4 protein-coding genes are annotated in these 13206 nt (G+C 41.5%); 3 read left to right on the top strand and 1 reads right to left on the bottom strand.

The window, feature by feature from the left end; translation table 11 throughout:
* Positions 1–171: 171 nt before the first annotated feature.
* The 3 genes from ACH11B_RS19720 to ACH11B_RS19730 are packed head-to-tail and all read left to right on the top strand — an operon-like array spanning position 172 to position 11799.
* Positions 172–7215 (top strand): SDR family NAD(P)-dependent oxidoreductase, encoded by a 7044-nt coding sequence (locus ACH11B_RS19720; protein WP_377608914.1) that lies wholly within the window; start codon positions 172–174, stop codon positions 7213–7215.
* 10 nt (positions 7216–7225) lie between these two features.
* A complete protein-coding gene (locus ACH11B_RS19725) occupies positions 7226–11509 on the top strand; it encodes a beta-ketoacyl synthase N-terminal-like domain-containing protein (protein ID WP_377608912.1) in 4284 nt (1427 codons plus the stop codon).
* Positions 11497–11799, top strand: a complete 303-nt coding sequence (locus ACH11B_RS19730) for an acyl carrier protein (RefSeq protein ID WP_013666941.1) — start codon at positions 11497–11499, stop codon at positions 11797–11799. Before ACH11B_RS19725 ends, ACH11B_RS19730 begins: the two co-directional genes overlap by 13 nt.
* 122 nt (positions 11800–11921) lie before the next feature.
* On the opposite strand, the gene cfa is transcribed toward ACH11B_RS19730, so the two are convergent.
* Positions 11922–13031 (bottom strand): cyclopropane fatty acyl phospholipid synthase, encoded by a 1110-nt coding sequence (cfa, locus tag ACH11B_RS19735; protein WP_289553107.1) that lies wholly within the window; start codon positions 13029–13031, stop codon positions 11922–11924.
* Between the last annotated feature and the right edge of the window lie 175 nt (positions 13032–13206).

Below are 13206 nucleotides of genomic sequence, written 5' to 3' on the forward strand. Positions count from 1 at the left end.
TTTATGCACATACAAAGCAAATTAATAAAACGAATGCTGATTTGGCCTTCGTAAGAACCTCACATAATAGTTCATCAAATTTATGAAACAGAACAATAAGCAGATTCCTTAAACGAAAAAAATCCAACCAACTATTTTTTATCGTTTACTACACTTATAATTATTAGCATCATGAAAACAGCAAAGTTGATTGGTATTACCCCTTTCGAGCTTCCTGATTTGGCTTTATTGAAGGCACTTAGTAAAACCCCTTTTGTACCGGTTCTCCATATCGGTAGAAATCACGATCAGATAGAAAAAATATACGATAATATAAAATCCTATAAGCCAAAGTCCATAGGTCTTTGTTTTCCTGACTCCCACATTCCATCAAAGGAACTTCCATCGTCTGTAGCCTATATTATTATGCCATTTTCTAACGAAATCTCAATGGAGGCTATTGACGTAGAAATTATTTTTCAAGTTTATTCTGTGGAAGAGGCAAGACTCGCCAAGGCCAGAGGTGCAAAAACAATTATTATTAAGGGAAATGAATCGGGAGGTCATGTTGCCTATGAAGCCACTTATATTCTATTCCAGCATGTGATCCAGGATTTTGATCTGCAAAGTCTATCAGTATGGGTACAAGGTGGTATAGGGATTCATTCTGCCGCAGCACTTATTGGATTAGGAGCGGACGGAATCGTAATGGATAATCAACTATCGTTATTCCCGGAATGTAAGGCACCGCAAGCGCTAAAAAATGTCATTGAAAAATTAAACGGCACCGAAACTAAATTAGTCGGTAACTTCCGCGTATTAAATCGCCCTAATGCACCGGAACTTCCCCAAGGTGCTACTTTCTCGGATTTACTTCCATACTTGAATGGAAACTATACACTGGAAGATTCTTATTTGCCTATGGGGCAAGATGTTATCTTGTCAAAAGGACTTGTTAGCAACTATAAAACAATCAATCACCTCGCATCTGGTTTACTTGAAGCTATCAATGGTCATATTAAGCAAGCCAAAACTGAGCATGTGTTAAGAGAAGATAATCCTTTAGCGAAGGAGCTTAAGATACGCTATCCAATAGCGCAGGGACCAATGACTCGAGTGAGTGATCTTCCAAGTTTTGCGGAAGCTGTATCTTTGGGAGGTGCACTGCCTTTTGTAGCACTTTCGTTAATGACGGGTGAAAAAGCAAAAGAATTGATCGTAAAAACGAAAGAAGTGCTTCAAGACCAAACCTGGGGTGTCGGAATCCTCGGTTTTGCGCCGCAAGAATTAAGGGAGGAACAGTCTCGCTACATTTTAGAGGCAAAGCCCCCTGTCCTACTCGTAGCCGGTGGTCGTCCGTCCCAAGCGATTCCTTTTGAAAAAGCCGGAATTAAAACCTTCTTGCACGTTCCTTCTCCTACCCTTCTTGACCTATTTATAAAAGAGGGTGCAAGAAAGTTCGTATTCGAAGGAAGAGAGTGTGGGGGGCACGTTGGTCCGTTATCGTCTCTGGTACTTTGGGAACTTCAAATTGAGCGTATTTTAAAAGAGGAACAGCTACCATCATTTGAACTATTTTTTGCCGGTGGAATACATGATAGTTTTTCAAGTGCCTTTGTATCCATCATGAGTGCTCCATTAGCTATCGGTGGTGCAAAAATTGGTGTGCTCATGGGGTCAGCTTATATTTACACAAAGGAGGCGGTTGATTCGGGTGCTATTCTGCCTGGTTTTCAGGAACAAGCGATAAAGCAGGCGGAAACCGTTCTGTTAGAAACTGCTCCCGGCCATGAAACCAGATGTTTGCAATCGCCTTTTACCTCCTACTTCGAAGAAGAAAAGCGGAGACTTGAAAAGGATGGTGTCGATAAAAAGCAGATATGGGAATCATTGGAGCAGTTAAACGTGGGGCGTTTGCGCATCGCTAGCAAAGGAATCGAACGGGTATCTGAGAATCTGATATATCTGAACGAGGATGTGCAATATCAAAAGGGTATGTACATGATCGGACAGGTAGCCGCTTTAAACAATAAGATCAGAACCATAGCTGATTTACACGAAGATGTTGCCAAAAACAATTATAAACATATTGAACATGCAGAGACCTTTACCTTAACAGAAACAACCAATCATGCGATCGATATAGCTATTATCGGAATGGCATGTATCTATCCGGGAGCACAGGATATTGACGCTTTTTGGCGGAATATACTAGATGCTAAAAATTGTATTACGGAGGTGCCTGATGAAAGATGGAATAAAGAGATTTATTATGATCCATTAGATACCAACGGCAGCAAATCTCCATCAAAATGGGGTGGATTTATACCGAAGATCGAATTTGACCCGCTTGAATTTGGAATCCCCCCGCAGTCGTTGGCCGCTATTGATCCAACACAGCTGTTGAGTCTGCTTGTTGCAAAGCGGGCACTTGAACATGCAGGTTATGCTGCGAAGGACGCTAATAAGGAGAATGTATCGGTTATCATAGGTGCGGAAGGTGGCAATGACTTGGCCAATAATTACAGTTTCAGAGCACTTTTCTCGCAATTTTTCGGCGAAATACCGAAGGAAGTTGATGAATCCTTACCAAAACTTACTGAGGACTCGTTTCCGGGGGTATTGGCAAATGTAATTGCCGGTCGAATTACCAATCGATTAGACCTTGGTGGCCGCAATTATACAGTGGATGCTGCATGTGCTTCTTCGCTGGCGGCTATTGACTTGGCATGTCAAGAGCTCATCCTCAACAAATCTGATATGGTGATTGCCGGAGCGGCGGATTTACATAATGGTATCAATGATTATCTGATGTTTGCCAGTACACATGCTCTTTCGAAAAAAGGTCGATGCGCAACCTTTGATGCGGAGGCTGATGGCATCGCTTTAGGCGAAGGTGTGGCAATGGTTGTGCTGAAAAGATTGGAAGATGCGCAACAGGACGGTGATCAAATTTTTGCCGTAATTAAAGGTGTAGGCGGCTCCAGCGATGGAAAGAGTCTTGGGTTAACAGCACCTCGACTTGCCGGACAAACGAAGGCATTGGAAAGAGCCTATTCGCAGGCGGGTTTATCCATATCATCTGTTGAACTCTTCGAGGCACATGGTACCGGCACGGTGGTTGGAGATCGCACTGAATTGAGTGCATTAACGCAGGCAATGGTTAAGAGCGGAGCCATCCCGCAACAAAGCCATCTTGGTTCAGTTAAAACCCAAATTGGGCATACAAAATGCGCGGCGGGTATGGCAGGCCTGATTAAAAGTGCGTTGAGTGTATATTACGGAATTAAACCGCCGACTATTAACTTAAAAGAACCTAATGGTTTTTACAACGAAAAAACAAGTCCGTTTGTATTTACCGACAAAGCTGGTTTATGGTCCAATCCACAACGAGTAGCCGGAGTTAGTGCTTTTGGTTTCGGCGGCACGAACTTTCATGCCGTTATTTCCAATCATGTAGATAACAAGGAAATACCGTTCTCTGTTACGAAGCAATGGCCCGCGGAGCTCTTTGTTTTCAGAGGAAATGATTACGAAGAGGCCAGTCTCCTACTCAAGAAAACAAAACGATTAATTGATCTGAACGACTCGGTAAAGTTACGTGATATTGCGTTCTCTCTTGCTACCTATAGCAATGCTCCGGTACAATTATCTATAATCGCTGATTCCATAGCAGATCTGCAATTCAAGATAGATTTGGTATTGTCCGGTACGCATGCGAAGGATACATACATAACAAAGGAGGTTAAGGGAAAAACGGCCTTCCTGTTTGCTGGTCAAGGAAGTCAGCGAATACACATGGCTAGAGAGCTATTGGTGAACTTTCCACGGATGAGATCACTTCTCAGTCGTTACCCGGCATACGAAAAAATACTTTTTCCTAGCAATGCTTTCAGTGAAGAAAGTTTAAAGAAGCAAAAGGAAGCCATTAAAGATACGCGTATGGCGCAACCGCTTTTAGGAATAATAGATATAGCGATTGCTAACCTTTTGAGTGATCTTGGCGTCATCCCCGATATGCTGGCAGGCCATAGCTACGGAGAGCTTCCGGCACTCGCATTTGCAGGGGTGTTCAATGAGGGGGATCTCGTTGCTTTAAGTAAAGGGAGAGCCGAAGCTATCTTGGCCTCGACAGGTGACGACAAGGGGATTATGGTAGCCGTAAACGGTGATAAAGCGATGATCGATCAGTTGTTGTCTTCGAGAAAGAACATATACGCCGTCAATCATAATTCTCCACAGCAATGGGTTCTAGCAGGCGAATCCGCTGTGATGGAAAGCTTTATGCAGGTCTTAAAGGAACAAAAAATTTCCTACCGGCAACTGGAAGTAGCCTGTGCTTTTCATAGTCCGTTAATTGCAAAGGCGGAATCTCTTTACGCTGATTTATTGAACGGTTTTTCATTTAAACAGCCTAGCATTCCTGTTTGGTCAAATACAAGTGCTGCTTTATACCCAACGGAAAGTACCGAAATCAAGAACCGTTTGGCTTCTCATATTGTCAATCCTGTGCTTTTTTCAGACCAAATAGAAGAAATGTACGCGAATGGTGCCCGAATTTTTATTGAGGTTGGGCCAGGTAAGACGCTAACAAGTTTGACAAAGTCGATTTTAGGCAAGGAAGAGGTTGTTATACATACAGAGGAAAATGGAAAACACGGTATTTTCCAACTATTAGTGGCTTTAGCGCAATATATAGCTACAGGGAAAACCGTACAGATAGATGTTTTATTTGCAGATCGACAAGCAACTTGGTTAGATCTGGACAACCCGGAGAAACTCAAGAAAAGTTCCTCAATCTGGCTCGTGGATGGTCAGATGGCGATGCCTGCTCAAGGCAAACTACCCGCTTACAGTGCACTGCCTGTAACGAAGCCTATCATTAATTTTAAAGAACTGACCGTGCAAAACAACACAAAAAGTGATACTTTATCGGTACAAGGATCTGCTGAGCAGCTTACCTTGGAATATTTAGCAGGTATGAAGATGCTAATTCAAGCACAACGGGATGTCCTCCTCGCCTATCTAGGACAGCCTAGTACGAACAATTATATCCATACAAATCCTAATACGGTTCCGGTATCAATGCCTAGTCTCATTGAAAAGAGAGAACAATCTCCGGATCCTGTAGGTAAGAAAGCTAATGAAAACGAACTAATAACATCCGGTCCAAAAACGACAAAGCCTTTGTCTACGATTCTGATGGAGGTGGTAAGCGAAAAAACAGGTTATCCAAAGGATATGCTAGGAATGGATCTGGATCTGGAAGCAGATTTGAGTATTGATTCCATTAAGAGACTCGAAATTATTGGCGAGTTGCGTATACAGTTAAGTAACTTTCAGTTTAAAAATAAAAGCCAAGATGAAATGGTGGAACAATTGGCTTCCATCAAAACACTTAATGGTTTACTTGGGTGGTTTGACGCAAACATTATAAACGATGTTAATGAAACCTTAACAACGGAAATAACCCGGCAACAACCTGCGCTTCAGAAAGGTGATATCCAAGATATGATTCTAGGAATTGTAAGCGAGAAAACAGGATACCCAACGGAAATGCTCGGTCTTGATCTCGACTTGGAGGCTGATCTAAGTATAGATTCCATCAAAAGAATCGAAATAATCGGTGAACTCAAAGTTAAATTAGAGGCTATTATGCCTGGCGATGAGGAAAACCAAGAGCAAATGGAAAAGCTATCTGCGTTTAAAACCTTAAATCATTTGATCGATTGGATAGCCGCCAAACTATTAGCTAACGGTGAATCTAAAAGCCTTGCAGATAAAGAAAAGCCGTTCGTTGACACCTTACTTGGAAATAACGAACTTAGTGATACATTGAAACGGATCAAGTTTGAATTGACAGATGTTCATGCTTTATTAAAACAGGAATATCCTAATACCTTGCAAGGTGCAAAAGTTGCCATTACACGCGATGGGAATCTCGGTTTTCTGATTAAAGAGAAGCTGGAAGAACGAGGCGCAATTGTCGATATTGTACCACAAGAAAAAGACCTGGCAGGCTATGACGGACTGGTAATTTTAGATATGGTCGCATCTAATCACCGATTAAATATTATCGATGCCGTCCGCATGGTAAAATCGTTGGATATGAACCGTGTTAAGTGGGTTTATGTGTTATCTGATCACGGTGCTCATGTTGATAAGAATGAAGATCCCAAATTTCTACGAAGTTATCAGGGATATACGGGTTTTATTAAAAGTCTAGATAAAGAATATGATCAGGCAAAATGTCGGACCATTCATTTTATGAATGAAACAAAAGAAGATAAAATTCCTGACTTATTGATTGATGAAATGCTTTGCACGGATGAGCCATCAGTTATCTATTACAAAGATAATTTTAGACATGCAGTTAAAGAAACGAACGATCCTTTACAGACTGCAAACAGAAGTCCGTTTGTTATGGATAAGGATGCTGTTGTTCTTGTTTTAGGGGGTGCCCAAGGGATTACCGCCGCGTTAACTACACATTTAGCGAAGGAGTATCCTTGTAATTATGTGCTAGTAGGCCGGTCTTCATATCCGAGTGACGTGGACTCAAATCAGATTATCATGCAAAGCAAAGAGGAAATCAGAAAGAGCCTAATTGAGCAAGGGTATTCCAAGTCACCTGCGGAGATTGAACAAAGGACAATACAGTTGCATAAAACACAACAAATCCTAAGTAGCATGCAGGCTATTAGGGAACAAGGTGCAAATGTGAGTTATCATGCTGTTGACGTAAGAGATGAAGATGCGCTAGTGCTTCTGATACAGGAGCTCTATAAGAAATATGGCAGAATTGATGGCGTAATTCATGGAGCAGGTATTTTGGAAGATAAGTTGTTTGAAAATAAAACGGCTGATTCCTTCGAACGGGTCTTTAGTACGAAAGTGACCCCCTTACGCGTACTCGCTGAACAATTGAGAAATGATACGCAATTTATTGTGTTCTTTTCCAGCATAGCTTCTGTTTATGGAAATAGAGGCCAAACCGATTATGCAGCGGCAAACAGTGTGCTGGATCATTATGCAGAGGTGTTACGAAAGAAAATGAAAGGTCGAGTAATGGCAATCAATTGGGGACCATGGAAAGGTGCCGGGATGGTGTCCTCCAGTCTCGAGAAAGAATACGAACGTCGGGGCATATCGCTAATTCCCTTGGAAAGAGGAAAAGAAACATTTGCCAATGAAATAAAATATGGAAATGAGAGTCGGGTTTTAATTATGGCATAGTTACGCAGAAATGAATAAAAAAGATATTGCAATTATCGGGATGTCTGCTGTATTTCCGGGAGCTCCCGATATCAATTCGTATTGGAATAACATTTTAAAGAAAGTTGATGCTACGGGACCCATACCGTCAAGTAGAATTAACGAGCGGTATTTTATTTCCGATGATGAATCCTACGATCGATTCTATTGCTCGCGTGGTGGCTTTATTGATGATTATGCGCATTTTGACCCCGTTACATTCGGTATTCTTCCACTTGCTGTAGAAGGGATGGAACCTGACCAATTACTCACGCTTCAGTTAGTTCATAGCGCTTTGGAAGATGCCGGTGTTTGGAAGAACAAATACAAACTTGATAGAACTTCTATTATCATAGGAAAAGGCAATTACGTGGGGCCTGGGGCGACGCGAGCGGTCGAAGTTGTACATGTAGCAGAGCAGCTGGTGAATCTTATACGGCACTTAATGCCGGATTTAAAAGAGGAGGAGATCAAGCGGATAAAAAAGGAGTTCCAGAAGAAAAAAGGGCGCTTCACTCCGGATACTGCGATGGGCCTCATACCTAACCTGATTGCTTCATTAGTGGCTAATCGTTTTAACCTAGGAGGAGCCGCTTATACCGTTGACGCTGCCTGCGCAAGTTCTTTATTGGCTATAGACCATGCTGTGAACGAATTAGTAAACGATCGATCGGATATGGTCATTGCCGGAGGTGTTCATGTCGGCCAAAACGCCACATTTTGGAGTATTTTCCATCAATTGGGAGCGCTTTCCAAACGGCAGCAAAGTAGGCCGTTTGATAAGGACGCCGACGGATTAATAATTGGTGAAGGTTGTGGTTTCGTAGTCTTGAAAACGCTCGATAAAGCATTATTAGACGGTGATCGGATTTATTGTGTCATAAAAGGTGTCGGTATAAGCAGCGATGGTTCGGGAACGAGTGTCATGAGTCCCTCCACCAAAGGACAAGCGAGGGCAATCGAACAGGCATGGCAACAAGCTGGTTTGTCTGTTAACGATATCGGTTACTTAGAGGCCCATGGTACCGCCACGGTTATTGGCGATCGTACTGAACTGGAAACGCTTAAATTGGTGTTTGGTTCGGCTAGTAGAGGGAATAAAGCAAAAATCGGAAGTGTAAAATCCATGATTGGACATGCGATGCCCGCGGCTGGCATTGCCGGTGTAATAAAAACGGCTCTAGCACTGTATAATGACACGCTGCCCCCTACCTTGCACTGCGATTCACCTATTGAGGTTTTGGCCGAAACTCGATTTGAACCGGTAAATGAACCGATAAACTGGTCTAGCAGCGGTTTACCGCTAAGGGCCGGTGTAAATGCCTTCGGTTTTGGCGGCATCAATGCGCATGTTGTATTGGAAGCTTTTACAGTAAAAAATACGGTACATCAGGCCAAGCGAGTAGCAGAGGATGAAGTGCGAGTATTGGCACGAAAAAGTGTGGATGAATTAATATTAGCGCTAGAAAGTGGTAGCAATGATATAGGCGATGGTGATTTTCGCATAGCAGTTTTTAATCCAACGGTAGACCGGATTAAAAAGGCGATCAATATCGTGACTAAAAATAAGCCCTGGCGTAATAGACAGGATATATGGTATACAAATGCGCCGCTACTACGCGGAGAGAAGAAAATTGCTTTTCTATTCCCCGGTCTAGATGGCTTATCATCGGGCGAAACCGAAAGTGTTTCCAAATACTTTAAAATAGAGCAGGAGTTTCTACTTGAAGATTCTATGCATGATACAAAAGTTTTTGTTTCTGCCTTGAATCAACTTCAAAATAGTAGAACGATTGATCTAGCGATGAAAAAACTCGGGGTTGTACCGGATATCAATGCAGGACATAGCATGGGCGAGTGGCTGGCGGCCATGTCAGCAGGTTTGGTTACAACGAGTTCTGTCAAACATTTAATAACAAAGCTTGATCCTCAATTGTTTGAAGTAAGCTATGCCAGGTTTATCGCAGTTGGTTGTAGTTATGAACGTATTAAGGGGATTTCAGAAAAAATTCCGTCCCTCTATTTAGCAAATGACAATTGCCCTCAGCAAGTAATACTCTGCGGTACGCACGAAGCAATTGAGCAGCTCATTACGGAATTGAAGGTACACCAAATTTTTCATCAGGTTTTACCATTTCAATCCGGTTTCCATAGTCCTTTTATTAAAGATAGAGTGCCTCAAATATTAGAAGGCATCGAAGAAATAGATTTTTTAAGGGTAAAGATTCCAGTTTGGTCTGCCACAAACCTGGCCCCTTACCCTGATACAGTGGAGGCGATAAGGCAACTTAATGTTGAACATTTAATACAGCCGGTTAGATTCAGGGAGCTTATTGAAAAATTATACCATCAAGAACAAGTGCGTGTTTTTATCCAGATTGGAGCAGGCGGCATAACAGGCTTTGTTGATGATACCCTTAAAGGAAATCCATATAATGCTTTATCTGCTACTTCTCCCTATCGAGATGGATTATCTCAGTTGCGAAGAATACTTGCCTCATTGTATGTCGACGGTAAAGAAGTCGACTTAGATTTTTTAGGTCTTCAAACAAAATCACAGAAGAATGCATCTGTTAAGTTAAATCTTGGTTCACCGCTTGTAAGCACGTGGGATTTCCCGGTCCATTCATCGTTTACAAAACCACCTAAAGATACCGGTTATGTGAGAACACAACGAACGGTAAAACATCCACTTGCGATGGCTGTGATGGACAATATGGAGGAAGCGATGGGTATGTATTCGGATCTGATCGAACTGATTGAAAACAAGGAGTTTTCGAATCCACTACCACAGCGTTTTAATAGGTTTGGAACCGAATCTCATGTGCCCGGGCATTTTGAAACACCGTTCAATATTTCGCTAGATCAGCATCCCTATCTTATAGACCATGCACTGGTAAAACAAAAGCCAGGTTGGCATTGTCCGGAAGATATGGATCCGGTAATTCCGATGACAATGATTTTGGAATTGCTAGGTGAAGCTGCTTTTAATCACGAAAGACAACGAAAGTTGAGCAGAATACAACAGATCCGGGTTTTCCAATGGATGAATGTGAGTAAGCCGTTCAGGGAAAAAGTAGTTGGTGAGAGGAAAAATGACTCTATATGGAGCGTCCGTATTGATAAGTATGCCGAGGCGGAAGTTGTATTAGCTGAAAAATTGGAGAGCTCTTCTTTGCAACTGTTAACGGTGGGTAATTTATTGGATATACAAATTGATCCCGTAACCATTTATGATCGACACATGTTCCATGGGCCAGCTTATCAAGGTATAAAAGCTGTCAATTCTATTGGTGATAAGGGAATAAGGGGAATAATCGTTGGCAGTGGAGGAAAAGGCTCACTGCTAGATAATGCCGGGCAATTATTCGGCTTATGGTTGCAATTAACCTTAAAGGTGAATAAAGTTGCATTTCCTATCAAAATCGATGAAATTATATTTTATCAGGATTTCGCTGATCAGACAGGCGAATTCGAATGTACGTGTTCGCTAACGGACATCAATGATGAAACGGCTACCGCCAACTTTCTGCTTAAAAGAGACGGAAAGGTCTGGGCGGTGATTAATGGATGGCAGAATATACGGTTGGAGTTTGACGAACGCCTATGGCAAGTGTCTATGTCTCCTAAATTCAACCTATTGTCGGAGGAGATATATCCGGAGGTATTCAAATTTCACAAGGCTTACCAAAAAGTTATTTCGTGGGATTTTATTGCAAAACGTTACTTGCCACTAGCGGATCGTAACTTCCTAAACGGCTTAGCGCTTAACAAGAGAAAGAAATGGTTAGTTAGTCGTGTTGCCCTAAGAGATGCGATAAGATCATTACTCTTAAGAGAAACGAACACTGCCTATTACCCCATAGAATTTAGTATTGCTAAACTTGCTACCGGACAGCCCGTTATACAAGGGCCTTTAGCTGCAGATGTTCAGATCTCAATAGCACATAAAAATGATGAAGCCGTAGCCATTGCACGACTCGGTAAACCTGTTGGAATCGATATGGAAGAAATCAAGTCGAGAGGGGTGGGTTTTGAAGAAATCGCCCTGACGGCCAACGAACGACTTTTGTTAAAAGGAAAAAAAGATCGGGACGAGTGGATTACGCGCTTTTGGGTAGCAAAAGAGGCTTATGGGAAGTCAATTGGGAAGGGCTTGGCCGGCAATCCAAAGACTTATCAAGTAGGTGCAATTGAGGGGGATGAGCTGATTATTGAAAGTATAAAAGTTAAAACAATTAAGTACAACAATTATATCATAGGATGGACACTGTAGAAAATTACAACAAACTAAAAAGTGAGGAAATCTTTAGCTTATTGAAGCAGTTTATAACAGATATTATCGGTGAAGAATTTATTGAAGAAATGGACATCTCGATGGAAAGTTCTTTTACAAAAGATTTAGAGATGGATAGTATTGAGATCGTCTCTTTTTCGGAAAAAGTAAAAGCACATTTTGGAGAGGGTATCGATTTTACCGGTTGGCTCTCTGGCTTGGATTTGGATCAATTGATTGATCTAAAAATAAAGGACATCGTAAATTATATACTTTCTTCTCAAGTTTAATATTCCATTTAATCCGTAGGATGTCTGGAAGTCGCTACGCTGCCAACGTCAGGGTTCTTTCATTACATGAACTAAACATGTCAGTCACAAAGACGGCTTTTAGACATCCTCGGAATGGGCTCTTAACGTACAGAGAAATAGCGGGCTATATTCCCTTTTTTTGATAAGACCAATTGCCAAACATTATTATGACGGGCTTTAAACGAAGCTGCACTTACATTTAAATAATACAGCCACATCCTGTAAAAGAGATCGTCATAACTGTTTTTTATGCAATGCCAATAGTTTTTAAAATTTTCTTGCCAGGCATTCAGGGTCAACTCGTAATCAGGACCAAAGTTATGCCAATCTTCCAACGTGAAATAAGGTTCCATGGCAGCGGTTAATTGCCTTGGTGAAGGTATTAGTCCGTTTGGAAATATATACTTATGTATCCACGGATCAGTTGCTGTTGAAGCCTCGTTTCCACCAATACAATGAAGCAGAAAGAGACCGTTGGATTTTAAACAATTATGCACTGTTTGCATAAAGATGCGATAGTTTTTGTATCCGACATGCTCGAACATTCCAATGGAAACGATACGGTCAAATTTTTCATCCAAGTCGCGATAATCCTGCAATCTAAATTCAACGGGCAACTTATGGCACCATGTCTTGGCAAACTCAATCTGCTCCGCGGCAATGGAGATTCCTGTTACGGTAACACCATAATTTTCACTTGCAAACTTTGCAAAACCGCCCCAACCGCAACCTATATCCAAAACAGTTTGACCGGGGGATAAATCCAGTTTTTTACAAATAAGATCTAGTTTTCTTTCTTGGGCCTCCTCTAGAGTCTTGGCATCTTTCCAATAGGCACAAGAATACATCATCGTTTTTCCGAGCATATATTGATAAAGTTCGTTGCCAATGTTATAATGCTTTAAGGCTACATCTATCGATCTTTTCTTATTCTGTAAATTAAATAGCTTTGATTTCAGATAGTACCAGAATAGGGTTGGTTTTCTTTTAAATTTGTCACTTAAATTAGCTTGGATTAAACGATATAAGAGTTCCTCAATATCGTTTGAAACCCACCAGCCTTGCATAAATGACTCACCTAAACCGAGCGAACCTCGTTTTAGAACTTCTTTATAGAATCGACTGTCAACAACCTGTAAGTCGTGGGGTCTGGAACCGTTAATCTGTATATCACATGGTGCTAAAAAATCGTTCAGTAAATCTCTTAACATAGCGTTCAAGTTAAATTAGTTCAGTTAAGCAACTATGTTTTTAACAGTTAAAAGGGGTAAGATGTTCATTATCGGGTGAAGTTCTCGAGAATAAAGCGCCGATTAATCTCAATATAAACCGGCATGAGATATGAAGTTGATCAACTAGAGTTTATATACGATTTGAGTATCTTTG

It is taken from the genome of Olivibacter sp. EAT-5 (assembly GCF_044784325.1).
GTDB classification, from domain to species: domain Bacteria; phylum Bacteroidota; class Bacteroidia; order Sphingobacteriales; family Sphingobacteriaceae; genus Olivibacter; species Olivibacter oleidegradans.